The sequence below is a fragment of the Winkia neuii subsp. neuii DSM 8576 genome (assembly GCF_000420405.1).
Taxonomy (GTDB): Bacteria; Actinomycetota; Actinomycetes; order Actinomycetales; family Actinomycetaceae; genus Winkia; species Winkia neuii.
Genome location: NZ_ATUW01000006.1, coordinates 90,936 through 114,745, shown reverse-complemented (window position 1 = coordinate 114,745; position 23,810 = coordinate 90,936). Strand labels below are relative to the sequence as shown.

Sequence of the window (23,810 nt, the reverse complement as noted above, 5' to 3'; positions counted from 1 at the left end):
GTTAACAAGTGTACAGGTAGATTCAACAGAGGAGGTAGTCTCGCAAACCGTCCTCCTTTAGGTGCAGAACCCGGCAACTTACATTTTGTCTACCTGCGGTTAACCGCAACGTCAACTACGCGTAAAAATGGCCGGTTAGTTTTAGCGCCGTGAGATTTTTACACAAAACCCTGGCGGGGGTAACCGCCATTGCTATGACCGCGCTTGGCCTCGGCTCTGTGGCCAGCGCAGAGACAACCCCGGAACCAGCTGCTTCCGTAGCCGGCGGCACTGAGCTGAATACTTCCGAGGGCGCACGCGGCTCCATTGCCGTTCTTCCTGACACCCAGTTCTATGCCCGCTACGGCGAAACGCAGAACAATCAGTACGGAAAGAATTTCCCCGATCTACCAAACCCCTACGATTCGCAGGTGCAGTGGATCATCGACCACTCCAAGGACTACCACATTGGCATCACCCAACACTTGGGTGACGTGGTAGACCAGATGCAGGTTCCCGGCCAGTGGGCACTAGCTTCAGCCTCCCAAAAGAAGCTCGAGGACGCGGGCGTTCCCTACGCGATCCTTCCGGGCAACCACGATTGTCACGACTGCGTCCCTGAATGGAATGGCAGCCCCGACGATCTTTTCGGCACCTACAAGAAGAACTTCCCCGTGTCTAGGCAAGCTAAGTCTTCTACGTTCCAAAAGGCTTCGCCCTCGGGCCTTTCTAACTTCCACCTGTTCAAAGTGGCGGGAGTGCAGATGGCCTCCGTCAACCTGCCCTGGCACGGCGACGACGCCGAAATTGCCTGGGCAGGCAAGATTTTGGACCAGAACCCCACTATTCCTACTATCGTCACCTCCCACCAGATCATCAATGTGGACGGGGAGGGCAATCCTCTAGCCACCGACTACGGCGACAAGCTGTGGGACAAGATTATCCGCAACCACCCGCAGGTGTTCCTCACCCTAAACGGCCACCACCACGGGGCCACGAACCGCGTCCTCAAAAACGATGCGGGCCTGGACGTGTTCGAGCAATTAATCGACTTCCAGGGTGCCTATCAGGGCGGCAACGGAAAAATGTCACTGCTGGAATTCGACTTCACCCATAACCAGCTGTCGCAGACTTCCTTCAGCCCCTGGGTAATGCAGAAATCGCAGAAGCAGGTTACCCCCTTTGACAAGGCGATCGACACTTCTAAGGGCGCTACCTTCAGTTATCCCATCGACTTCAAGAAGCGTTTCGAAGCCTTTGGAGCCACCTATAAGCCCGAGGGCAGTGTGGCTTCTTCCACTGCAGACTTGCGAGCGTGGATTGAACGCGGCTTCACCCCGGCAGAAGCTATTGAAAAGCCCGCCCCCAAGGGCGAGGCTGATTATCCGCAGGTGCGCGGCACTTTGGCTCACTGGCGTCCGGTGAAGGAAAAGGGCTTAGCTTTGAAGGATCTTACTGGCAATGGCAACGACATGGCACTCACCGGCCCTGCCGATGCCGCGTCCCTTTCCGAGGACGTCCCCCAAGATTCTGCGGCTGCAAAGTCTGTGTACTTCACTCCTCAGGGCAAGGGCGTTTTTGCCCGCTTCCAAACTAAGGACGACGCGCCCTTAAATGGGCAGGAGTTCAAGAAGGGTTACACCTTCGAAACCTTCGTCAAGATCGACAAAAACTTCTCGGAAGCCAACCACTGGATGGCTTTCGTTACCCGCGGCGGCAAACGCTCGGACATCAAGAATTTTGGGGAGGACTCCGACATTGAAGAACCCCCGCTCGCAGGCGCCATTTCCTCGCTGAGAGAGGTCCAGTGGGCCTTTGCCGACGCCGAGAAAACTTCGCTTGGGCACTCCAACTGGTCTAGCGAAATTCCCGTAGGAAAATGGCACCACATCGCGGTGGTCGACGACCCGGCCGCAGATTCGGTGACCATGTTCGTGGACGGGGCTCCCACCCTACGCGCCACCTACGGCGTCCACGGGTTGCGTTCCATCAACAACCTTCCCTGGATCATTGGCGGTTCACTGTACAACGGCGAACCGAACACCGGCTTCTTCGGAAACATTGGTGAGACCCGCATTGTTGACCATCCGTTGAAGCGAGCCGAATGGCTCACCGCTCGCACTGGCCAGCAGGGCCCCGCCCAGCCCGGCACCGAACAGCCTGGAAAGGGCAACCAGCCAACCGCCACCGGCCAGACTAAGCAAAACACCGGCGCACAAAAGCCCGCGCAGCCGAGCACCCACAAGGGGGCCGCTAGCTCGAAGCTTTCGCACACCGGTGTCAATATGCCGCTTGTACTTGGAGCGGTAGTAGTTCTAGTGCTAGCCGGCGGAGCGGTTCTTTACCTGCGCCGCCGCAGGGGTTAGCCCTTTACAGAACCTGCTGCCAGTCCAGACTGCCAGTATTTCTGTAGCCCCAAGAACAACACAATAAGTGGCACAACCCCGAGGAGGGCGCCCATCATTACGGCTCCCTTTTCGGGGTTGAAGTAACTCATCATCCCGTACAGGCCCAAGGTGACCGGTTTGATCTCGGGGCTCGAGACCATCATCAACGGCAAAAGGAAGTTATTCCAAGTAGCCACAAAAATAAAGAGGAAGATCGTAACCATTGCGGGGGCTAGTAGGCGCAACACCATCGTGAAAAAGATGCGTGCTTCAGAGGCGCCATCGATACGAGCCGCCTCTATTAGTTCAGTAGGCACCGAAGATTGGGCGTAAACACGCCCCAAGAACACCCCGAAGGGGCTCACGCACGAGGGAATAATAATTGCCGCCATGGTATTAGTTAGGCCCAGGTGCTGGAAGACGATGTACATGGGGATGGTCAGCAGTGCAACCGGCAGCAGCAGGCCCCCCATGATTACGCCCATGGCCACATTTTTTCCGGGGAAACGGAACTTCGCCAACCCATATCCGGCCATTACTGAAATGAGGGTGCCAACTATGCCGGCCACCGTCGAATACAGCAGCGAGTTACCCACCCACCGCCAGAACATTCCGTGGGTCCAACTCATCAGCCTGTGGTAGTTGGCTGCAAAACCTTCAACGATCCCAGACGGGCCGCCGGCAAACCAGACGCCGGAGGAATTTACCAGCTCCGGGTTGGACTTCGACGAGGCAATGATCACCCAGTACACGGGAAACAGGAAGTAGACCAGAGCTAGCAGCAGCAGACCGGTGGTAAGCCATTTTGCGGCGGTTGAAGGAGCTACCGAACGTACCGGCACGCCCTCGAGCGAAGGCCGGTAGGTGATTCCGCTTTTGGTTGTTTTGGTGCTCATTTTGCGGTCTTCCTATCTACGAGGGCGTACACAACAGCTAGGACGCCGGCGAACACTGCCATCACGATTGAGACGGCCGACGCGGGCCCATCGCCAGAAGGCGAGAGATTACCCATCATGGTGTTGTAGGCCATCATCATTGGAGTGTAGGCCTTACCCATCCAGGTTTGGGTGGTGGCCATGATTGCGGGCTCGTTGAAGAGCTGAACGGTACCGATGATTGACAGCAAGACCGCCAGGAGGGCGGCGCCGCGAACCAGCGGAATCTTAATTTTGGTAACTATCTGGAAACCAGTTGCTCCGTCGATACGTGCGGCCTCCGACAAATCCCCTGGAATAGCCTGCAAAGCAGCTAGGAAGATGAGCATGTTGTAGCCCGTGTAGGTCCAGGTAGTCATGTTAGCCATGGAGGCCAAAATTACGTTGCGCGAAAGAAAGTTTACGTCTAGGCCCAGATGCGAGAGCCCAGCTACGATTGGGGACAGTTCCGGAGTGTACAAATACAGCCAGATCATTGCTGCCACGATGCCTGGGATAGCGAACGGCAAGAAGTAGCCAAGTCTGTAGATCGTCACATGTTTAGTTAGGAACGAATCCAAAAGCAGCGCAAAAATAAGCGCCAAGATAATCATGATTGGCACCTGGAACAGGGTGTACAAAATTACCCTGCCCATGCCATGCCAGAACTCAGGGTTAGTGACTACGGTCTTGTAGTTAGCTAACCCTACGAAGTTAGAGACGGTTTCCCCGCCCCCAAATGCGCCGCCTCCCGAGGCTTCCTGCACGAAGAAGGACGAGAATATGGAGACGCAAATGGGGATCAGGAAAACCAGGACGAACAAGAGGCAGAAAGGCGCCATGAACGCCCATCCGGTTCTTGCGTCGTGCCTTTCACGGGCTCTTGACCCCCGTTTCGCACTCACCGCAGACACACTAGAGGAGCCGCGAACTTTTTCTGCACTCACTGTTCTTCCTTACTGTCTAGACTCTAGTTAGCGACCGGCAGCTTCTGATCCTGCAAGGACTTCACCGAGGCGTCCTGCGCAGTCTTGAAGATGTCGGCAACCTTCTTCTCGCCGGTGGCAGCGTTAGCTGCCGTCTTGTTCATTTCTTCCATCACACCGCTGAATCCGGGCATGTATCCGAAGTCCTGAGCCATTACTTCGTTGGCCTTCGACAGCTCTGCCAATACGTCCTGGCCGCCGTAGAACTTCGAGATCTTTTCGGGGGTCTTCACGTCGCCCTTGGCGGCAACAACTAGACCCTGCGATACCAGCGGCTCAATCTGGGTGTTGAACCAGCCGGCGAAGTCGACTGCAGCATCTACAGCCTTGCAACCCTTCATAACGGCTACGCCCGAGCCACCGTCGGGACCCGACTTTACGCCCTGCCCGAAATCGGGCAACTGGGCTACAGCCCACTGGCCCTCGTTGTCGGTTCCGGCCATGTCGTCAACCAGCAGCGGGGCTTCCCAAGCAGCACCGATAGTGCCAATCAGCTTCTTCTCGCCCAAAGCCTTCTTGAAGGAGTCATCCCAACGGTTTTCGGTGAGGACGGCCTTGTTATCCAGCAGATCCTGCCAGAGCGCAGCCACCTTCTGGCTACCTTCGCCGTCAGTCTTTACTGCCCACTTGTCGTTTTCTACCTTGTACCAGCTGTCACCAGCGGCAGCAGCCTGCGCGGAGAGCCAGAACGCAGATTCGTCGGGCTGGAAATCGGCAATGTACTTGCCAGCGGCAGCAGCCTTCTTAGCAGCAGCCTTGAACTCGTCCAAGTTCTTAGGAGCTGTAATGCCCAGCTTTTCGAACTCTGCCTTGTTGTAGTAGTAGACGAGCGGACCGGTATCCTGCGGTAGCCCCACCGTCTTTCCATCGACGCTCATCAGCGAGAACGGGCCTGCAGCGAACTTGTCTTTGTAGGTTTCGGCCTGCTTCGTTACGTCCTCGACAAGCCCCTTAGTGTACATCTCGGGCACCTCAGAGTAGCCGAGCTGCGCCAGACAGGGACCATTGTTGGCCTTGATGTCAGTTTCGAGCTTCTTGGTAAGTTCTTGCGCCTTGCCGTCGAACTTGGTTGCCTTGACCTGTTTGTCAGGGTTTTCCTTATTCCATTTCTGGACAATCTCGTCAACCTTCGTCATTCCGTCGCCGTCGGGCAGACGATGGATGAACTGAATCTGAGTGTCAGAAGAATTAGAAGCCTTGGTGTCTTTGTCTGCCTTGTCGGTGCCCGAAGAGCATGCCGCCAAGGATAGGGATGCAAGCGCTAACACAGCTACGCCAGCGCCAGCTTTTTTGAAATTTCTCATTGGTAACCTCTTCATTGAAGTGAACAATAAATGTAAGCAACTACGGAACTAGTTTATTTCCCGGCTCCTCCCCTCCGGCCTTTGAAAAAGTCCTCAAAAAACCTCATTTAACCCACTTGACCTGCATAGATGGAACGTTTACGGGCTCGGTTGAAAAGCCTGAAATAATCCCGGACTGATCACTGCCCGTGATATTTGCTACCAGGATTTTGCCGTTGGGATAGTGCGCTACCTCCAGAGCCGGGTTAGAGCACAGCCCCGCCTGCTCCCACTCGCCCTCGGCACCCGCTGCCCAGTAGATAGCCCGGTGTAACAGGCGCGCGTTTGCAACCGAATAGGCCATGCCCGTCGCGTAGACTGCGCGCCCTCCAAAATATTCGTTTACCGCTAGCGAAACGCCGCCCTCTGTGTGGGCAAGCGAGGTGCCCGTGGTGGTGAACACGCCAGCTAAAGCCTCCCCAGGGACGAAGGGGCTATCCAGATCTGCGGTGACAAAGTGCTCCCGTGCCCTGCGCGGGTACTTGTCAGTAGATAGCGACCAATCGCGTTCGCGGTCGACCCCCAGCACATCGGCTAGAGCGAACGTGACACCACTAGTCCCTGCCGCCTTGGCAGTGAGCCCGGTAGGTTCGCCGACCCCAATAAAGCCGCCCCCACCGGCCACAAACTCTCGCATAGCAACTACCAGCGCCGGGTCCTCCCAAACCGGCCCACCCGAGAAGGCAGTACCGGCCGAGCCGGCGTTGATCACGACGTCGATCCCCTCTAAACCGCCATTTTGAACGTCAGCAAAAGACATGAACTTCACATCGAAAGGAAGTCCCGCCAGAGCCTCGATAACGCCCACGTAAGAATAGGCTTCCCGGTAGTGCAGGGCGTGGGCAACCATGTGGGTCTGCCAGGCACGCAACGAGCCCCAGGCATTCACAATTGCCACCTTTATGCGGCTATTTTCAGGGCGCTGGCCATCCGAAACCGAATGCAACGAACGGAATTCGGCGACGATCTGTTCGACCCGCTCGATAAAATCGGGGTGCGCGACCGCCAACGACAGGTAGCCGCCGTAGCCCATCCGATCTAGCGGATTGCGAATGATAGCCCTGCGCGCTCCCAACCACGACTCGTTGGCCTCCCCCACAGGATCACCCTCGGGATTGAACACGTCAGGGAAAAAGTATGGCAAGAAGCGGCCCTCGGTGTAGCGCACGCCCTCGATATCGCTAATCATGCGACAGGTGGCCGCATTGCCCACAGACCCCACCACGGCGTCCAAACCGATCTGGCTGAAATACTTGCCGTAGGGCTCAGTGCCAATCCAATTGTCACCTAGAAACATCATGGCCTCGCGACCGGCCTCGTGTGTGGTTTCGACAAGCACCTTTGCCTTGTCCGCAACCTGGGAGGAGACAAAGTCAATCCAATCCAAAAACCGTTTACGTGGAGGGCGGAAGGGAGAGTTGTAATAGCCGGCATCGACGAAGTCCTCAGGGCGCAACGCGTAGCCCTTCACTCGCTCAAATTCTTCCAGAGCCGGAACCGACACGGCCGCCGAGTACCCGAACCAATCCACGTACTTTTCGCGGGCATCTTCGCCGAACACCAACGTGAAATGGTAAAAGAAAGTGGTAAAACGCACCACATCCACCTCGGGGTGTTCCCCCAACCATTCCTTCAATGCCCGCTGCATGAACTGCCAGGTCTGGGCGTAAGCAGGATCGTAAGTTTTGTCTTTTTTCCGGTTCGGGTCCGCCGCCCAGTCGTTAGTTAGGTAGTTGTAGATCTGAGTCGAGTCCCAAATCTGGCGGGCCAGGAAGTTCACGGTGTATTCGTGGAACGGCTCTGGGTCCTCGATAGTTACTATCGCCGAGGCCGCCTCCGGATCCTGCGGGCCAGAGTTCGCTGCCTCTGCTGCCCTGTCGATGGCCCGCGCAGGAGCCTGGCGAACCGACCACTGCCCATAGGGAACCTCGCTGTTCGTAGTACGGTCAATCACCTGCCAGTACTTACTTTTGTCGCAGTCCATTTCGGGGGCAAATTGCTGGGAGAAGTACCCCTCCATAACGTCTATGTGCAGCGGTTCGCCCCCTCCCACGTGGCGCCTGCTCATCAGGTACTGGTGTACACGCTGGTCCGGGTGGGCCCGTGACCAGTCGTGATCCCCCCGCGACGGGAAGTAGGTGGCGTACACCTTGTCAACCAATTCTTTAGCCACTGCGGGCAGCGCAGTGCCGTCAGAATTGCGCACAGCATCAGGCTTCAGTCTTTGCACTAGCTCGCGCAGCTGCGAGTCCATGCCCTCTTCGATTGGCAGGGTCAACCGGCCACTATCCATTGGTGCTCCTCCGATAGGCTCTTCCAGCAAATTCCGCCACGTACGTGGCCGCTGTGTCTTTCAAATAGGGGAAGGAACTCAAGTATTCTGCTAGCCACTTGCTAGCGAAAGCTTCGGCCTCGTCACGCTTCACAAGTGCCCACACGCTTCCACCGAAGCCGGCCCCAAAAGCGCTGGCGGCAACCGCCCCCAAACGCCGCGCCGAATGTGCTAGGAACACGGTCTGTTGCACCTGATTTTCGAGGCCCGACTCGGCCAATTCCTGGGACCTGTCTACAAGTTCCCCAAACGCCTGTAGATGGCTGCCCGCGAGCGCGTCTGCGGCCAGGGGCACGATCTCTTCAGATTCGGCATAAAACTGGTCTAGGCGGCGGCGCAAATAGGTTTCGTCGCCGACTAGTTCGCGCATGCGTTCGAGGGCGTATTCCGAAGATGCGATAGCTTCGGCTAAAGAAGCGTCAGAACGGCCGGTGTCGGAGTTCCACAGTCCCACGATTTCGCGAACGGCCAGCGAGACGCGGTTGTAGGCTTCGCGGGCTGCTCCCGTTTTTTCGGCTAATACTCCCGACACGGCAACCACGAACGCGTAACCTTTCGGGACCGGCACGAGTGCGCGCCGCCGGACCGGCGAGAAAGAGTACTCGGCCAGCTTGCCCTCTTCGCAGCAGAGCATTGCCGTGTGGTCTTCGGAGCCTCCGAACGTACCCACTCCGCGCCGGCCTTTCAGATCGCCGAAAGTCATGCCGTTTTCGATGCAGGCCATGTATCCGGCGAGCGATTCGTAATCGCGAATGTGCCTGCGAAACAACGCCAGGCTGGCTATTCCGCCCAGATCAATGAGGCAGCGGGCAATGCCGATCACCATTGCCGAGGACGAAGACATGCCGGAAGCCAACGGCAATGTGGAGTCAACCTCGATTTGGGCCCCGGGAACGTGGCCGGGAAAGTTGGCTGCAAGCCTGGCTACGACTGCTTCGGGGTAGGCCGCCCAGTGCCCGGGTGGCAGGGGCGGGGTTTCCCCGTCGATCGCGATGTCTACGCTCTCGCCTATAGCGGATGAATATACGCGCACTAGCGGCTGGTCTAAGCGGCGTGCTTTGAAGGTGATCCCCCGGTCTACCGCGGCTAGCAGCGACCGGCCTCCGGCGTAGTCGGTGTGTTTGCCTAGTACTTCGATGCGGCCGGGTACGAACCAGCTGACTTGGTCTACGGGGGCGGTTAGCGCGTCCGGGGTGGATACTTTGGCGGCAATGTTTATTGCCCCGGTGACCGGGCCGGTGGGGTATAGGACGGGATCCATGGACATTGTTTACAGCCTGACCGCTACGTGTTCAAGCGCTTTGCCGACTGCGGCGATGTCGCGCCTAGAGGACATGTCGAGCACGCCTTCTTTTGACGGCACCACTGCCACCGAGGTGCCGGCCTCCAGCAGGTAGCGCACGGCATCGACAATTTCATATTCGCCGCGCCCCGAGGGGGAAATGTGTGCGCAAGCGTCGATAATTTGCGGGGTGAAGCGCCAGCAGTTCATTGACACGGGGGCCTGGGGCATTTGTTTTAGCTGTGCCTGGGAAGGTTTTTCCACGATGTTTTTCAGCTGGCCTGCCGCGGTGTCCATAACCGCAAAGGCGGCGATGCGGGAGGCGGGAATGTTGGAATTTGCTACCAGCCCGTCGCGGTCAAAGCCCACGGTGGCGCAGCCTTCTTGTTGAGCCAGGGCCTGCAGGGCAGAAACGGGATAGTAGTTGTCCGAGTTCAACACTAGTGCGCCCTCGGTAAGGAAGTCTTTGGCGGCGGCAACCGCGTCGGCTGTACCTAGCGGCTCTTTTTGAATTGCATACGTTAGGGTTACGCGCGTTTTTTCCACTGAATCGTAGTAGTTGGCAAAGGCCTTCTGTTCGGGGCCGACTACCAGGCACACCTGGTCAATGCCGGCGTCGGCGAGGGCGGAAATTACGTAGTCGAGGAAGGGGCGCCCCACGTTGATCAGCCCCTTGGTTCCCGCGTCGGCGGCTCCTTGCTGGGACTGTTCGAGTTTTGTGCCGTCGTCGGCGCGCATGCGAGTGCCGAGACCTCGAGCCATGATGACTGCCTTGCGCGTGCTCATGCTACGGTGACCTCAATTCCGTGTTGTTGTAGCGCGGCTATTTGGTCGGCACTGACACCGGCGTCGGTAATCAGTTTATCGACCTTCGCGAAGGAGCAGATGTTGGCGAAGGCGCGTTCGCCAATTTTTGTGTGGTCCGCCAAAACTACAACCTTCTGAGCCACTTCGACCAAAGCGGCGTTCACTGCAGCTTCGGCTTCGTTGTTCGTATAAATGCCTCCCGATTCTATATCGACGGCGGTTACTCCTAAAAATAGGAGTCCAACGTTGATGCGCTCTAAAACGGCCTGAGCGAGCGAACCTACCAATTCGTATGAGCGGGAACGCGCCACCCCGCCAATAACCACTAGCTGCACGTTGGGCCTAACCGTAAGGTCGTTGGCAATGTTGACGGCATTGGTCACAACTGTGAGCGGGTGCCCAATAAAGGCTCTTTCCGAGGACGTGCGGACCCCTAATTCGTAGGCGGCGACGGTGGTGGTGGTGCCGCCGTTGAAGCTAACTACCGAACCGGGTTTAGGCAGCAGGCAGGCGCGCCTTGCGATCGCCTGTTTTTCGTCCCACTGCCTGGAAGTGCGGTAGCGCATCGGCAGTTCGCCCGAGGTGGAGTTGGCTTTGGCTCCCCCGCGGATGCGGGTGATGAGCTGCTGCTCGGCTAGCATGTCCAGGTCGCGACGGACGGTAGCGGGCGAGACTTTCAGGGCGGCTACTATTTCGTCTACGTGCACGCTGCCGCGTTCGATGACCAAGTCAACAATTTTTGACTGCCGATCCTGCCTGTCCACCTGCCACTCCTTTGCTAGCCGGTTGCGAACAAGCAAATCCTGTCATAACCAATCACTTTTTTGCAAGCAATTTTAGTCAACTTAGCTGAGCAATCATCATATGCGCACTTCACAGGCCTTTTTGCCAGCTGATCAGTTCTGCTTAAAACAGCATTTCCGCCCTCGAAACACCACCTACTATTGACCCCAATCGACGCCAAAATCTAGCCTTGAAGCACCTACGAATCAGAAAGGTGCAGCAATGTCGCTTACCAGTGAAGAAATCAAATCTCAGCCACAAACTTGGCGCAAAACCAGCGAAGTCGACGCCTCCGCCCTCAAAATCGAAAAGGGCCGAGTAGCCGTAGTCGGCTGCGGCACTTCCTGGTTCATGGCCCAGGCCTACGCCCGCATGCGCGAGGTGAAGACGGGCCAACCAACTTTCGCCTACACCGCCACTGAATTCCCGCTGGGCGAGTGGGACAAGGTCATTTGCATCTCCCGCTCCGGCACTACGACCGAGATCGTGGACCTGCTCAAGGCCACCCGCAAGCACTCCATCCCAAACGTGTTAATTACCGCCGTAACCCCGGGGCCGGGCAGCGAGTACGCAGACGACGAGATTACGCTGGCTTTCGCCGACGAAAGCTCGGTAGTGCAGACCCGTTTTGCCACTACTGCGCTGGCACTGTTGCTGTCGACCTTAGGCGAGGACGTAGAGGCGGCCGCGCTCGATTGCGAAAAAGCGCTAGAGGCAGAGTTGCCACAGTCGTGGATAGAGGCCGAACAGGTTACTTTCCTAGGTACCGGTTGGACTATCGGGCTAGCCAACGAAGCCGCCCTCAAAAATAGGGAGGCCTCCCAATCGTGGGCCGAATCCTACCCGGCAATGGAATACCGCCACGGCCCAATTTCGATCGCCCAGCCGGGGCGGCTGGTCTGGGGCTTCGGCCCTCTGCCTGTCGGCTTAGCTGAACAGGTGAATAAGACCGGCGCCGAACTTGTGACTAGTAAATTGCACCCGCTCGCGCACCTGGTACTTGCCCAACGGCTAGCTGTAGGGCGCGCTGAAAACCGCGGACTCAACCCCGACACCCCTCGTCACCTGACCCGCTCTGTAATTCTTAGTGAAGGCCAACACTAATGCACGCCTACGGGATAGACGTCGGCGGCACCAATATAAAGGCCGTCCTCGTAGACCAGGATGGCAAACTGGCCGCCGACTGGTCAGCTCCCACTCCCCAAACGCGGGATGCCGCCGACGTGGTTGAGGCCGTGGCAAACCTGTATCAACAAATGCGTGCCCCCTCCGTACTAGCCGGCATCGACGAGGTCGTTGCCACGGTTACTGTGGCAGTGCCCGGCATTGTAGACGAAGCGGCAGGCGTGGGCGTGTATTCGGTGAACCTGGGGTGGGAAAACTACCCCCTGCGCGAGGCCCTTGCAGAACGGCTGCAAGTACCCGTGGTACTAGCCCACGACGTGCGCTCTGGGGCGCTGGGCGAATCCCGCTGGGGCGCCGCCGAGGCCGATTCCCTCTACGTCGCGTTAGGCACGGGCATTTCTGCCGCTTTGATCATCGACGGCTATCCCGTAGCCGCCCACCCCTGGTCGGGTGAAATAGGCCAGCATCTGGTACCCGACCCGGATCAGCCCGGGCAAACCACAACCTTAGAAAAGGTGTGTTCGGCCTCGGCGTTTGCGCGCCGGATGCACACCGCCGCTCCGCACCTGCTTGCCCCCGAGGCGGGGGCCCGGGAAGTTTTCGACCTAGCTGCTTCGGGCAACGAGTTGGCCAGGCACATCATCAATTCTGGGGTGGCCGAGCTGTCGCGTTCCATTTCGGCTGCGATCCACTTGCTGGGCCCAATCCCAGTGGTCGTAGGAGGGGGCATGGCCGAGGCTGGACCGCTCCTGCTGGAGCCTCTTGCCAAACAGTTGCGCTCTTATTCTCCGCTGCTGCCCGAAGCCCCCTTGCGCAAGGCTACTTTAGGAAAGTATTCCCAGGCCTTGGGGGCCGCCGTGCGCTCATTCGATTCGCACGCAATGTGGCAGGCCCTGCCCATCAGTTTCCCGGCGGCGATGTAAATGATTTTGACCGTTACCCCCAATCCCGCCCTAGACATCACCTACCAGGTAGACCACCTAAAGCGGGGAGTTTCCTTCAGGGTTACTCCCCTGGCCGAGGCCGGAGGCAAAGGACTAAATGTGGCGCGCGTGCTGGCCGCTCTCGGCAACGAGGTTTCTGCCACCGGTCCGCTTGGTGGGGCTAATGGGCTAAGGGTCCGCGAACTATTAGAAAAGACCGCGGTGGTACCCAAATTCATCGCCAGCCAGGTGCCCACCCGCCAAACCATAAACGTGGTCGACGATTCCGACGCGACTATTTTTAACGAGGCCGGCCTCCCCCAGACGGAAGAGCTTTGGGAACGTCTCAGCCACGTCATTTTGGCCGCGCGGGCAAAGGTAGTTACGATCTGCGGTTCTTTCCCCCCACACACCGCCCCCGGCACCTTAACTAAGCTGCTGGCGGCAGCCCGCAGTGCCGGTTCCAACACGGTAGTGGACACCTCCGGGCAGGCCCTTGTGGCAGCCGCGCAGGCTGGGGCCGACCTGCTAAAGCCCAACGAGGTTGAGCTGGCCGAAGCCACCGGGGAGAATGCCCTTCAAGCCGGCGCCACCCGCCTTCTTGGCCTTGGCGCCAAAGCGGTGGTGTGCTCGCGCGGAGCCGCAGGCCTTTCCGCTTTCACCCCTTCCCTGCAGGTGAACGTTCCCCCAGGGGTGCGCCTACACGGCAACCCCACCGGAGCGGGCGATTCTCTTGTGGCCTCGCTGGCCGCATCCCTAGCCAAAACCGGAGAGATTCCCACCTCTAAACCAGAACTAACCAGCTGGCTAAACCGTGCCTCTGCCCTGGCGGCAGCTACGGTAGCCGCCCCCACAGCCGGCGCTTTCGACCAAGCCCTGTACCAAAAACTCTTGGAGGAATAAATGCCTAAAAGTGATACCGCCGCCCTCGCCCGCGAAGCCGCGAAAGCCGGAGTCGGGCTCGGAGCGTTCAACGTAGTTTTGCTCCACCACGCCGAAGTGTTTGTCGAAGCCGCAGAAGAGACCGGCCTGCCCGTGATCTTGCAGCTGTCCCAAAACGCCGTCAAATGGCACGGCAAATTTGCTCCCCTAGCTTCCGGCCTACTCGCACTGGCCGAACAGGCGCAGGTACCTGTGGGGGTACACCTAGATCACGCTGAAGACCAGCAGCTGTGCGTTGACGCCATCGACATGGGATTTTCCTCGGTCATGTACGACGGCTCTAAATTGCCAGACCGACAAAACCGGGAGGCCACCGCCGAGGTCGTGCGCTACGCCCGCGAGCGGGGGGTTTCAGTCGAAGCCGAACTCGGCGAGGTAGGCGGCAAAAACGGGGTACACGACCCTTCCGCCCGCACTAACCCGGCGGACGCCGCAAAGTTTGTGGCCGACACGGGCGTTGACCTGCTGGCAGTTGCAGTCGGATCTTCTCACGCCATGGCAACTCGCGACGCCGTCCTCGACAATGAGCTGATTTCCCAAATTCGCGACCAGGTGCCAGTCCCGCTGGTGCTGCACGGCTCTTCCGGGGTACCCGACGAGGGTATGGCAAGCGCGATCAAAGCCGGGATGACAAAAATCAACGTGTCTACTCACTTGAACGTGGTGTTCACCCAGCAGGTGCGCGAGGGGTTAGCCGCAGATCCGAAGTTAGTCGATCCACGCAAATACATGGGCCCTGCCGACGCGAAGGTGGGTGCCGAAGTCGCTCGCCTACTTCGCCTCTACAACGCGTAATAGTTGTCAGAAAGAGGACGAGACGAGAATAAAAGCGCAGGTCGCACATTAGAAGTTTCTAATAGAGGCCGGTCTTATCCTTTTCCTACCCTTGCGTTGCGCATACTTTAATCCGATGCACACAGAGGTGCACGAAACAGTTAGGGATTGATATGCGCAACGCAAAGATGCGGGTACTAGCGGCGGCTACGGCTGCCACAGCCGCTTTTACCCTCGCCGGATGTGGGCAGGCCAAGAACGAATCTGCCCCCGAAGAAGGAACCACCCTGAAAATGCTGGTTCCGGCCTACACGGACAACGTGAAGGAACTGTGGGGGCAGGTAATCGACGGTTTCAAGAAGGAAAACCCCAAGATCAAAGTCGACCTGCAGGTCGAATCCTGGGAAAACATCAATGACGTCGTCCGGCAAAATATTCAAGCCGGCAAAGCCCCCGACATTCTAAATATCGATTCATTCACCGATTTTGCCGGCGAAGATCTACTCTACAGTGCCGACGAGGTCACCTCTAAAGAAACCTTGCAAAATATCGAAGAATCGTTCCGCAAGAACGCTTCAATGGATGGGACCCAATACGGGCTGCCCCTGTTCGCCTCGGCTCGCGCCCTCTTCTACAACGAAGATCTGTTCAAAGAAGCCGGCATTTCTGCTCCTCCCAAAACTTGGGACGAGCTGGAAAAAGACGCCAAGGCAATTAAAGCCCTAGGTAAAGACGGGGTCGACGGTTACGGGATGCCCCTGGGCAACGAAGAAGCTCAAGCCGAGGCCGCAATCTGGTTCTTCGGGGCCGGCGGCTCCTACGGGGACGAAAAAAAGATCGAGGTAAACCAGAAAGCCAACATTGAAGCCGCCCAGTTCATGCAAAAGCTCATTAAAGAAGGAGCAACCGAAGCCAACCCCGGTTCTGCCCAGCGCACTCCGCTAGGCAAGACCTTCTTCCAAGGCAAACTCGGCATGGTAGTGGGCCTACCCCAGTACAAGAAACTGATCGAGGAACAAAACCCCAATCTGAACTACAAGATTGCCCCGATCCCCACTAAGGACGGGTCCGAAATTACCCTCGGCGTGGCAGACCACCTGATGGCTTTCGAAAATGACGGCGACAAAAAAGAGGCCATCAAGAAGTTCTTTGACTACTTCTACTCCGACGCCGCCTACCCCAAGTTCGTTTCTACGCTCGGGTTCATTCCCATCACTAAATCCGCTGGCGAAGCCCTAAAGGACGATCCCACCACCAAGGAATTCATCCCGCTGCTCCCCAAGGCGAAGTTCTACCCCTTCACAAACCCGAAGTGGCAGTCCACCCAAGGGGCAATCCAGTCCAACATTGGCAAGATCGCAAGCGAAGACCCCAAGACCGTTCTAAAACAAATTCAAGACCAAGCAGAACAAGACTAATCCTCCAGGTGGGAGCGCCCCGCGCTCCCACCTGCCCCAAAGAACTCATGAAGAATCGCAAAAACAAACGGGCTGGACTCCTTTCAGCTCTGCCCTGGCTTGCCCCCGTCCTAATACTGATCGGCGCCATCGTCGCCTACCCCATGGCCTTGATGGTGTGGAACTCCACCCGCAAAATCACCCGAATTGGCCGCGACAAAGGCTCAGTGGGACTAGCTAACTACACGCGAGTCCTGCACGATCCCGCCCTGGGGCGCGTGTTAGTTAACACGGCCATCTGGGTAATAGTTGTAGTAGCCCTGACCATTGTCCTCTCGTTGGCACTGGCCAACTTCCTAAATAAAGCGTTCCCTGGAAGGAGGCTCGTCCGCCTGGCAGTGATAATCCCGTGGGCGGCCTCGGTAGTAATGACCACGACTGTCGTCTACTACTCCCTGCAACCTAAACTGGGAATTGCCCAACAATTCCTCAAAGACATCGGCATTACCTCGCGCACGGACCTGGGAATCACCTCCCGGCCCATTCCAGCGTTTATAGTCGCAATTGGGGTGGCCATCTTCGTATCCCTGCCCTTCACCACCTACACAATCCTGGCCGGGCATCAGGCAATAGGGGCAGACGTATTAGAGGCGGCCCGCGTGGACGGGGCTTCGCCCTCGCGCACCTATTTCTCAATCATTTTGCCCCAGCTGAAACCCGCAATAGCTACCGCCACCACCATCAACATCATCAACGTGTTCAACAACATCCCAATTCTGCAGGTCATGACCGGAGCCATTCCCGGCAACAGCGCAGACACAACCACCACACTGTTGTTCAAATACATCCGTGCGCGGGGGCACGTCGATTGGGCCTCGGCACTGTCGGTACTGAACCTGGTGCTCATGATCGTAATTATTGGAATCTATCTAGTACTTGCAAAACCAATGCAAGGGGTGGACGAATAATGCTAAAAAACTGGTGGAACAAACAATGCGAACCGAAATCCCCCGGCGTCCACCCACACACGGGCCTGCGCGTTGCAGGCGGGATAGTTTTAATAATTATTTTTATATTGCCCTACCTAGTAATGGTGGCAGGCTCATTAAAATCGCGGGCCGAAGTACTGTCTATCCCACCTACCTACCTGCCTAAAAATTGGCATTTCGACAACTACTTGTCCATGTGGTCTACTCCGGAAACTCCGGTGGGACAAAATCTTGCCTCCACCCTAATTATTGCCGGGGCCGCAACGTTGATAGTGGTGGCAGTGGCAATGCCCGCCGCATACTACACGGCTCGTTTCCGCTTCCCAGGCAGAGGCGCATTCTTGTTTTTAGTTTTGCTCACCCAAATGTGCCCGCCAGCACTTGTCGTTGCCGGGCTCTTCCGCGAATTCCAAATGCTCTCGCTCACCGACACTTTACTGGCGATGATTTTGGTCAACTCTGCCTTCAACTTGGCTTTCGCCACCTGGATTATGCATTCGTTCTTTGCCTCTGTTCCGAGCGAGGTCGACGAGGCAGCTCAAATCGACGGAGCTGGTTCGCTGGCGGTACTTTTCCGCATTAATCTGCCGCTGGTTTGGCCGGGCATAGTTACCGCTGTCATCTTCACTTTTGTGGCGGCATGGAACGAATTTGCCGCCTCCCTAGTAGTACTCTCGACCCCGGGAAAACAGCCGTTGTCAGTGGCGCTAACCAAGTTCGTGGGCCAGTACGAAACCAGCTGGCAATATGTTTTTGGAATTTCTGTAGTGGCAATTATTCCGGTGGTTATTCTGTTTGCCCTTGTGGAAAAGCGCCTCATCGGTGGCCTTACCGCAGGTGCCATCAAGTAAATTTGAGGGGCGCCCTTCGGCGCCCCTCAAATTTACTTCTGCACTGGCAACTTCTGATCTTCCAGCACTCTCACAGAAGCACTTTGAGCAGTAGAAAATATTTCTGAAACTGGGGCACTGCCCTCAGCTACCTCACCTGCCTTGCGCTTTATAGCCTCAGCTACGGTATCGTAACCGGGAATAAAGTAAGTTTCTGCCACCATCCTGGCTTCGGCCTCTTTATTTGTTCCCACCACGCTTTGGCCAGAATAAAAGGCGTTTAGCTGGGGATCGTCTTTAGGTCTCTTTTTGGCGGCCACAACCAAGCCCTGGGAAGCCAAATCGTCGACGTTCGTGTTGAACCAATTGGCAAATTCCATGGCCTTTTGTGGGACTTTGCACCCCTTCATAACTACTACGGCCGATCCCCCGTCGGGAGCAGTAACCGGGCCCGCCCCCAAATCGGGAAGTTGAGCTATTGCCCACTTGTCCTTAGTCTTTTCCATGTCTTCGGCAAGAAGTGGGGATTCCCACGCCCCGCCAACTGTGCCGATGAGTTTGCCCTCGCGCAGAGCCTTTTTAAACCTATCGTCCCACCTGGGCAGGGCCAGGGCGGCTTTGTCTGTTAGCAGCCCTTGCCACAATTCAGAAACGCGGGCGGCCCCTTCCGAATTGGCATTTACCTGCCAGCGCCCGTCTTTTATGCGATACCACTTGTCGCCTGCAGCCATAGCCTGGGGGGAGAACCAGTACGGGGATTCGTCGGGTTCAAAGTCCGCCACGTATTTGCCGTGGGCGGCAGCTACTTTTCCTATTTGGCGGAATTCAGAAATGTTGCTGGGGGGTTTTATTCCCAGCGAATCGAATGCGGTCTTGTTGTAGAAGTAAACTAGCGGGCCGGTGTCTGTGGGCAGGCCGAAGAATTTTCCATCTACGCCGGTCATTGACACTGCCGAGGGCGAATAGTTGCCTTGGTATTTTTTTGCTTCTTTTGTAACGTCTTGTACCAACGATTTGGTGTAGACGCCGGGGATTTCGTTGTAGCCCATCATTGCCAGGCACGGCGCGGTGGAAGCTTTTACATCCAGTTCGAGCTTCTTTATTAGTTCGTCGAGCCCGGAATCAAACTTGGTTGCATTGACCGGGGTATCGGGATGTTCTTTATTCCATTTTTGCACCATTTGACTTACTTTCACCATTCCCTGCCCGTCCGGCAGGGTGTGCAAGAATTCGATGGGCTTCGTTTGGTTGTTAGCGGAGCATCCCGCTAACAGGCATAGTGACAGTACTGAACTTGCGGCAAGCAACTTGGAAAAACGAGTCCGCATATTCGCCCCCTAAAGGCAATAGAAAAGTTGACTACCTCCAATCTAATGCACCCAGCTGGCGGACAAAAAAGTTATGCCTAGCGGACCTTGCCCTTCCGCGTTCGCGTAGATAGGTAGAGTGAGAAAAAACGATCAGGAAAAATTATGCACACTCAGGTATTAGATAGAGCCGAAGGCGCCCTAGTTGGGCTGGCGCTCGGGGATGCGCTTGGGATGCCCACCCAGTCGATGTCGCCCACTCAGATACAAGCCACCTATGGCCGCATAGAGTCTTTGGTATCCGCGAGCGCTGATCAACCTATTGCGCCTTCGCTTGAGGCGGGACGGGTTACTGACGACACGGAACAGGCAATAATTCTAGCCAAGCAAATTGAGGGCGGGTTTTCGATCCGGTCTTATGCTCGCCAGCTCCTCGCTTGGGAGGAGCAGATGCGGGCGAGGGGGTCTCTCGATTTGTTGGGCCCTTCCACTAAAGCGGCTTTGCAGCTGGTGCGCGAGGGCGCAGATATCGCCAAGGTAGGCAAGGAGGGGGCTACCAATGGGGCGGCAATGCGGATTTGCCCCGCGGGTATTGCCTACCGGCCCGGTTCGGAACTGATTTCGCGGGTGCAAACTATTACTGAGCTAACGCACGGGTCCAGCATTGGTATTTCTGGGGCTGTAGCGGTGGCAGTCACCGTTAGTTGCGCGTTGGAGGGGGTTCCGTTGCCCGAGGCGATTGCCGAGGGCGTAGCCGCCTGTTCGCGTCCACGGGGTAACTGGGTTGCCGGAGCCACCATTGCCGCCCGCTTTACTACCTTTGAACAGCTGAGCCGGAATCTTTCGGGTGCGGATTTCACCCGGTTTTTGCGCGAGGTCGTTGGCACCTCGCTGCAGTCGCAGGAATCGGTTGTTGCGGCCCTGCTTATTGCCGTCCATTATGCAGAGCGCCCGTTTGAGGCACTGTTGGAAGGCGCAAACTTGGGTGGGGACACTGACACTATTGCTGCCATTGCTGGGGCAATGTTGGGGGCCGCCCACGGCAGCGCTGGTTTTCCCCACGAGCAGGTGGCGTTGGTAGAAAGAATAAACGAGCTAGATTTTGCGGCCTTGGCGCGCCCGCTCGTGGCAATGAGGGAAGAACGCTCACATGGGTAAAACTCTAGGAATCGTAGAACAGCGAGGCATAGAACCAGTTCCGCTCGAAGAGCGCAACGGGAATCCCTTGGAACTGTTTTGGGTGTGGTTTGCAGCGAATATTTCGGTGCTGGGCTTGCCGCTAGGTGTTTCCCTAATCGCCCTCGGGCTAAACGTGCCCCAGGCTCTTTTCGCGGCAGTGATCGGCTCGGCGGGTTCTTTCGCAGTAGTTGGCATTATCTCGATTGCAGGCAGGAACGGGGCAGCCCCTTCGTTGACCTTGTCGAGGGCGATGTTCGGCACGCGCGGCAACATTGGCCCCACGTTCGTGTCGCTAGTGTCCCGCCTGGGATGGGAAACAGTAAATACCGCAACTGCGGCACTGGCGTTTGTCACCTTCTGCTCGTATTGTTTTGGAACGGCCGAAACCGCCGCAAAGGCGCCCGTTGTGGCGATAGCCGGAGTGGTTGGATTTGTGGCTTTGACGGTGGCCGTTTCGGTGCTCGGGCATGCTGCCATTTTGGTCGTGCAAAAGTGGGCCACTTGGATTTTCGGAGTGCTGAATTTGCTGGTGGCTGCGTTTCTCCTCGGGCAAGTGGACTTTTCGGCGCTAGTTTCCGAAACCGGTGCGGAGCCCGCCAGGGTGCTCACGGGGGTGGGAATTATTGCTGCGGGCACAGGCATCGGCTGGGCCAATTCTGGCGCTGACATGGCCCGCTACCAGCGCCCTTCTGTAAAGGCTGCTGCGCTGGTGGTTTCTGCTGCCGCGGGGGCTGGAATACCGCTGGTGATCATGATTGGCATGGGCAGCCTTGTTGGCGGGTCCAACTCGGTGGTGTTGGCGTCTCCTAACCCGATGGAGGCGATCCGGCAAACGCTGCCCGGCCCTGTGGCCGCGATATATCTGATTGCTTCGATAGTGGGATTGCTCTTGTCGAATCACCTGTCGGTGTATTCGGCTGGTCTAACTACCCTGACCTTGGGAATTCGCATTCGACGAGTGTGGGCGGTGGTCGTTGACGTGGCGGTAACTACCACGGGGGCAATACTATTTTTGCTGGTAGCAACTGGTTTTTATGGTCCTTTCGTGGCTTTCATTTCGATCCTGGCTATCCCCATTTCCGCCTGGATCGGCATTTTCTTAGTGGATATGTGTGTGCGCCACACCTACAGCGGGCCAGATTTGCTCGACTTGTCTAGTGGCGGAGCCTATTTCTACACCGGGGGCATCCGCTGGGCAGGGTTGGTTCCCTGGCTGGTTTCTATCTTGGTAGCAAGCTTGTTCGTCCAGATTGGCGAGGGCGCGCACCCGTTTTTTACCGGCCCAGCCTACTTCACCTGGTTGGGCCAGTCAGGGTTGGCTTGGCTGCTCGCGCTCATTGTTGGCGCAGCTGGCTACGCCCCTCTGGCACGAAGGAGCTTCTAGTGGGACGTCTAATCCATACTGGCCAAGCGATCGTAGATCTAACTATGTCTGTTGCTGCAATCCCCAAAGCTGGCGAGGACATTTTTGCTTCCTCACCTGCTTTCTGCGCTGGAGGTGGTTTTAACGTTATGGCGGCGGCCGCCCGCGACGGTGCACAAGTGCTGCACTTAGGCACCCATGGTACGGGGTTCTTCGGAGACCTTGTCCGCTCTGCCATGCGGGATGAGGGCATCACGGTGGCGCTGCCGGTAACGCCGGGCCAGGACACCGGCTTTTGTATAGCACTTACGGACGCGCAGGCGGAACGCACTTTTGTGTCCACAGTTGGGGCTGAAGCCGAAGTTACGAAAGAACAATTGGGGCAGGTTCGACTCTTTCCCGAGGACGTCGTCTACCTGTCTGGTTATTCGTTTGTGCACCCTAAAAACTGCAAGGCGCTCATGCAGTGGCTGCCCACTGTGCCTGCTGGGCAAATAGTGTTGGACGTGAGCCCTGTAGTGGCCGACATTCCCGATATTGGAAGGCTGCTTCGCCTTAGTTCTGTGGTCAGCGCGAACGAGCGCGAATTGGAAATACTGTCTAGGCGCACCCAACTGGCACCAGCCGCCCTCGCCCAACATTTCCAAGTGAGCGTACTAGCCCGTGCCGGCGCTAGTGGCACTACCATTTATCAGCCACAAGCCTATGCGCCAGTACACGTGGGGGCTCCGGCGGTGACGGCAGTCGATTCTAACGGTGCAGGTGATGCCCACGCGGGAGTGTTTTGTTCGTCGCTACTCGCCGGCCTTCCGCTCGTTCGGGCGGTAAAGCGCGCCAACGTTGCGGGTGCACTCACTGTCACACGCAGGGGCCCGGCCACCTCGCCCACCCGCGCCCAAATCGAACGAACTCTAGATGGGAACCGCCTTTGATGCCAGCCGCCTGCTAGTAGTGCTCCCGCCAAGAGCCTGCCGCAAGGCTACCTGTTGCTCAAACGCTACGAACGTTTTGCCACCATTTCCAGCGTTTCTCTAATGGTGCGGCACGCGTTGGCAACCGCCCTATAAAGTGAGGGCGCACACTCAGCTAGAGCTATCTCTAGGGGGACAACTCGCTGCATTGTCGAAAATATTGCCGCGAAATACTCTGGCACTAGCTTGTACGCTTCGTCGGTCACGTTACCGGCAAAGCACAACGCCGGCACCGCCTTCGCGCGAGCAGCCTCTGCCACCCCCACCGGAGTCTTGCCAAAAGCACTTTGCCCGTCTAGTCTGCCTTCCCCCGTAAACACCCAGTCGGCTCCCACTAGATGAGCTTTCAAGCCCACAGCATCGATTACAGCATCTACTCCTCGTACCACCCGCGCGTTAGTGGCTGCTAAAATCCCTGCCCCTAATCCACCCGCCGCCCCAGCACCGGGCGTAGTTGTTACCTCCTTGGCAAAGGTCCGCGCCAGCACCTTGCCGAAGTGAGAAAGGGCGGCGTCTAGTTTTGGCAGGTCATCTGCACTCGCCCCTTTTTGGGGAGCGTAGACGAAGCTAGCCCCGCCCTCGCCGGAAAGCGGATTCGTTACATCGCAGGCGAGTACGATCTGGGTTTGCAACAGTTTTCTGTCCAATCCGGAAGTATCGATACAGCTAACCTGAGCCAAATTTGCCGGCACTGGTGCTAGCTCGTGCCCGTTTTCGTCTAGCAGCCTCGCCCCCAAGCCAACTAGGAAGCCGGCGCCGCCGTCGTTAGTGCCACTGCCTCCAAGTCCAATAATTATTTGCTCGGGATCTTCCTCTAACGCGGCCCTCACAAGCTGGCCTACCCCGCGCGTGTCCGCCTGCCAAATGTTCCCACCCAAAGCAAGGTTTAGTCCACTGGACTGGGCCATGTCGATAACTGCCAGCCGTTTGTTGGCAACCATCCCAAAAGTCGCCACGACCTCCTTACCGAGCGGCCCAGACACGGAAAGGTGCCGCTTCTTGCCGCCCAACGCCACAGTAATAGCTTCGGCGGTTCCCTCCCCACCGTCAGCCATAGGCACCTGCAGAACGGCGGCCTCTGGGAATATCTCGCCTACCGCTCTACCCATTACAGCTGCGGCTTGAGGGGCGCTCAAGGTTCCCTTAAACGAATCCGGCGCCAGCACAATTTTCATATGCTTTTCTTCCCCTAAGAAA

At 57.3% G+C, this 23,810-nt stretch carries 20 protein-coding genes; 11 read left to right on the top strand and 9 right to left on the bottom strand.

The genetic code is table 11. The features are described 5' to 3' along the window. Window positions 1-149: 149 nt before the first annotated feature. A complete protein-coding gene (locus G437_RS0107085; RefSeq protein ID WP_024331873.1) occupies window positions 150-2,345 on the top strand; it encodes a LamG-like jellyroll fold domain-containing protein in 2,196 nt (731 codons plus the stop codon). Here G437_RS0107085 and G437_RS0107080 read toward each other — a convergent pair. The 7 genes from G437_RS0107080 to G437_RS0107050 form a co-directional block, all read right to left on the bottom strand. Further along, complete coding sequence (locus tag G437_RS0107080; RefSeq protein WP_024331872.1) at window positions 2,342-3,262, bottom strand: carbohydrate ABC transporter permease; 921 nt, start codon at window positions 3,260-3,262, stop codon at window positions 2,342-2,344. The two genes, G437_RS0107085 and G437_RS0107080, sit on opposite strands and share 4 nt — an antisense overlap. Then, window positions 3,259-4,227, bottom strand: a complete 969-nt coding sequence (locus tag G437_RS0107075; protein WP_024331871.1) for a carbohydrate ABC transporter permease — start codon at window positions 4,225-4,227, stop codon at window positions 3,259-3,261. The genes G437_RS0107080 and G437_RS0107075 overlap by 4 nt, the downstream gene beginning before the upstream one ends. A gap of 23 nt (window positions 4,228-4,250) precedes the next feature. Beyond that, the gene (locus G437_RS0107070; RefSeq protein ID WP_024331870.1) at window positions 4,251-5,570 is read right to left on the bottom strand and encodes an ABC transporter substrate-binding protein; all 1,320 of its coding nucleotides are present in this window, start codon (window positions 5,568-5,570) and stop codon (window positions 4,251-4,253) included. A gap of 103 nt (window positions 5,571-5,673) precedes the next feature. Then, window positions 5,674-7,902: a 1,3-beta-galactosyl-N-acetylhexosamine phosphorylase gene (gene gnpA / locus G437_RS0107065; RefSeq protein WP_029769430.1), complete on the bottom strand. Its 2,229-nt coding sequence runs from the start codon at window positions 7,900-7,902 to the stop codon at window positions 5,674-5,676. After that, window positions 7,895-9,202, bottom strand: a complete 1,308-nt coding sequence (locus G437_RS0107060) for a galactokinase family protein (protein ID WP_051141911.1) — start codon at window positions 9,200-9,202, stop codon at window positions 7,895-7,897. The genes gnpA and G437_RS0107060 overlap by 8 nt, the downstream gene beginning before the upstream one ends. A gap of 9 nt (window positions 9,203-9,211) precedes the next feature. Further along, complete coding sequence (locus G437_RS0107055) at window positions 9,212-10,009, bottom strand: nucleotidyltransferase family protein (RefSeq protein WP_024331867.1); 798 nt, start codon at window positions 10,007-10,009, stop codon at window positions 9,212-9,214. Then, window positions 10,006-10,794 (bottom strand): DeoR/GlpR family DNA-binding transcription regulator, encoded by a 789-nt coding sequence (locus tag G437_RS0107050; protein WP_024331866.1) that lies wholly within the window; start codon window positions 10,792-10,794, stop codon window positions 10,006-10,008. The genes G437_RS0107055 and G437_RS0107050 overlap by 4 nt, the downstream gene beginning before the upstream one ends. Window positions 10,795-11,035: 241 nt before the next feature. Here G437_RS0107050 and G437_RS0107045 point away from each other — a divergent pair, with 241 nt between their 5' ends. From G437_RS0107045 to G437_RS0107015, 7 genes are all read left to right on the top strand, one after another. Beyond that, window positions 11,036-11,917 (top strand): SIS domain-containing protein, encoded by an 882-nt coding sequence (locus G437_RS0107045; RefSeq protein WP_024331865.1) that lies wholly within the window; start codon window positions 11,036-11,038, stop codon window positions 11,915-11,917. After that, window positions 11,917-12,861, top strand: coding sequence for an ROK family protein (locus G437_RS0107040; RefSeq protein WP_024331864.1), 945 nt, complete (start codon window positions 11,917-11,919; stop codon window positions 12,859-12,861). The genes G437_RS0107045 and G437_RS0107040 overlap by 1 nt, the downstream gene beginning before the upstream one ends. After that, the gene (locus G437_RS0107035) at window positions 12,862-13,764 is read left to right on the top strand and encodes a 1-phosphofructokinase family hexose kinase (RefSeq protein WP_024331863.1); all 903 of its coding nucleotides are present in this window, start codon (window positions 12,862-12,864) and stop codon (window positions 13,762-13,764) included. Further along, window positions 13,765-14,598 carry a class II fructose-bisphosphate aldolase gene (locus G437_RS0107030; RefSeq protein ID WP_024331862.1) on the top strand — a complete coding sequence of 278 codons (834 nt, stop codon included), beginning with the start codon at window positions 13,765-13,767 and terminating at the stop codon, window positions 14,596-14,598. It abuts the gene before it with no gap. A 152-nt stretch (window positions 14,599-14,750) separates the two neighbouring features. Next, on the top strand, window positions 14,751-15,995 hold the full coding sequence (locus tag G437_RS0107025) for an extracellular solute-binding protein (RefSeq protein ID WP_024331861.1): 1,245 nt from the start codon (window positions 14,751-14,753) through the stop codon (window positions 15,993-15,995). A 47-nt stretch (window positions 15,996-16,042) separates the two neighbouring features. After that, on the top strand, window positions 16,043-16,942 hold the full coding sequence (locus tag G437_RS0107020; protein ID WP_024331860.1) for a carbohydrate ABC transporter permease: 900 nt from the start codon (window positions 16,043-16,045) through the stop codon (window positions 16,940-16,942). Then, window positions 16,942-17,814 (top strand): carbohydrate ABC transporter permease, encoded by an 873-nt coding sequence (locus tag G437_RS0107015; protein WP_024331859.1) that lies wholly within the window; start codon window positions 16,942-16,944, stop codon window positions 17,812-17,814. Before G437_RS0107020 ends, G437_RS0107015 begins: the two co-directional genes overlap by 1 nt. Before the next feature lie 32 nt (window positions 17,815-17,846). On the opposite strand, the gene G437_RS0107010 is transcribed toward G437_RS0107015, so the two are convergent. Then, on the bottom strand, window positions 17,847-19,121 hold the full coding sequence (locus G437_RS0107010) for an ABC transporter substrate-binding protein (RefSeq protein ID WP_024331858.1): 1,275 nt from the start codon (window positions 19,119-19,121) through the stop codon (window positions 17,847-17,849). Between the two features lie 144 nt (window positions 19,122-19,265). Here G437_RS0107010 and G437_RS0107005 point away from each other — a divergent pair, with 144 nt between their 5' ends. From G437_RS0107005 to G437_RS0106995, 3 genes are read left to right on the top strand one after another with little or no spacing between them, the layout of a single operon-like run. Continuing rightward, on the top strand, window positions 19,266-20,258 hold the full coding sequence (locus G437_RS0107005; protein ID WP_024331857.1) for an ADP-ribosylglycohydrolase family protein: 993 nt from the start codon (window positions 19,266-19,268) through the stop codon (window positions 20,256-20,258). Beyond that, on the top strand, window positions 20,251-21,663 hold the full coding sequence (locus G437_RS0107000; protein WP_024331856.1) for a purine-cytosine permease family protein: 1,413 nt from the start codon (window positions 20,251-20,253) through the stop codon (window positions 21,661-21,663). Before G437_RS0107005 ends, G437_RS0107000 begins: the two co-directional genes overlap by 8 nt. Further along, window positions 21,663-22,574 (top strand): PfkB family carbohydrate kinase, encoded by a 912-nt coding sequence (locus G437_RS0106995; protein WP_024331855.1) that lies wholly within the window; start codon window positions 21,663-21,665, stop codon window positions 22,572-22,574. Before G437_RS0107000 ends, G437_RS0106995 begins: the two co-directional genes overlap by 1 nt. Window positions 22,575-22,639: 65 nt before the next feature. Here the strand turns inward: G437_RS0106995 and G437_RS0106990 are convergent, their stop codons facing one another. Then, a complete protein-coding gene (locus G437_RS0106990; protein ID WP_024331854.1) occupies window positions 22,640-23,788 on the bottom strand; it encodes a glycerate kinase in 1,149 nt (382 codons plus the stop codon). Window positions 23,789-23,810 lie beyond the last annotated feature (22 nt).

What these genes read in the sequence shown, in the direction of transcription:
- G437_RS0107070 (WP_024331870.1), bottom strand. Translation starts at nt 5,570, where the DNA reads ATGAGAAATTTCAAAAAAGCTGGCGCTGGCGTAGCTGTGTTAGCGCTT.
- G437_RS0106990 (WP_024331854.1), bottom strand. Translation starts at nt 23,788, where the DNA reads ATGAAAATTGTGCTGGCGCCGGATTCGTTTAAGGGAACCTTGAGCGCC.
- G437_RS0107030 (WP_024331862.1), top strand. Translation starts at nt 13,765, where the DNA reads ATGCCTAAAAGTGATACCGCCGCCCTCGCCCGCGAAGCCGCGAAAGCC.
- G437_RS0107000 (WP_024331856.1), top strand. Translation starts at nt 20,251, where the DNA reads ATGGGTAAAACTCTAGGAATCGTAGAACAGCGAGGCATAGAACCAGTT.
- G437_RS0107040 (WP_024331864.1), top strand. Translation starts at nt 11,917, where the DNA reads ATGCACGCCTACGGGATAGACGTCGGCGGCACCAATATAAAGGCCGTC.
- G437_RS0107055 (WP_024331867.1), bottom strand. Translation starts at nt 10,009, where the DNA reads ATGAGCACGCGCAAGGCAGTCATCATGGCTCGAGGTCTCGGCACTCGC.
- G437_RS0107025 (WP_024331861.1), top strand. Translation starts at nt 14,751, where the DNA reads ATGCGCAACGCAAAGATGCGGGTACTAGCGGCGGCTACGGCTGCCACA.
- G437_RS0107045 (WP_024331865.1), top strand. Translation starts at nt 11,036, where the DNA reads ATGTCGCTTACCAGTGAAGAAATCAAATCTCAGCCACAAACTTGGCGC.
- G437_RS0107020 (WP_024331860.1), top strand. Translation starts at nt 16,043, where the DNA reads ATGAAGAATCGCAAAAACAAACGGGCTGGACTCCTTTCAGCTCTGCCC.
- G437_RS0107015 (WP_024331859.1), top strand. Translation starts at nt 16,942, where the DNA reads ATGCTAAAAAACTGGTGGAACAAACAATGCGAACCGAAATCCCCCGGC.
- G437_RS0107005 (WP_024331857.1), top strand. Translation starts at nt 19,266, where the DNA reads ATGCACACTCAGGTATTAGATAGAGCCGAAGGCGCCCTAGTTGGGCTG.
- G437_RS0107080 (WP_024331872.1), bottom strand. Translation starts at nt 3,262, where the DNA reads ATGAGCACCAAAACAACCAAAAGCGGAATCACCTACCGGCCTTCGCTC.
- G437_RS0107060 (WP_051141911.1), bottom strand. Translation starts at nt 9,202, where the DNA reads ATGGATCCCGTCCTATACCCCACCGGCCCGGTCACCGGGGCAATAAAC.
- G437_RS0107035 (WP_024331863.1), top strand. Translation starts at nt 12,862, where the DNA reads ATGATTTTGACCGTTACCCCCAATCCCGCCCTAGACATCACCTACCAG.
- G437_RS0107010 (WP_024331858.1), bottom strand. Translation starts at nt 19,121, where the DNA reads ATGCGGACTCGTTTTTCCAAGTTGCTTGCCGCAAGTTCAGTACTGTCA.
- gnpA (WP_029769430.1), bottom strand. Translation starts at nt 7,902, where the DNA reads ATGGATAGTGGCCGGTTGACCCTGCCAATCGAAGAGGGCATGGACTCG.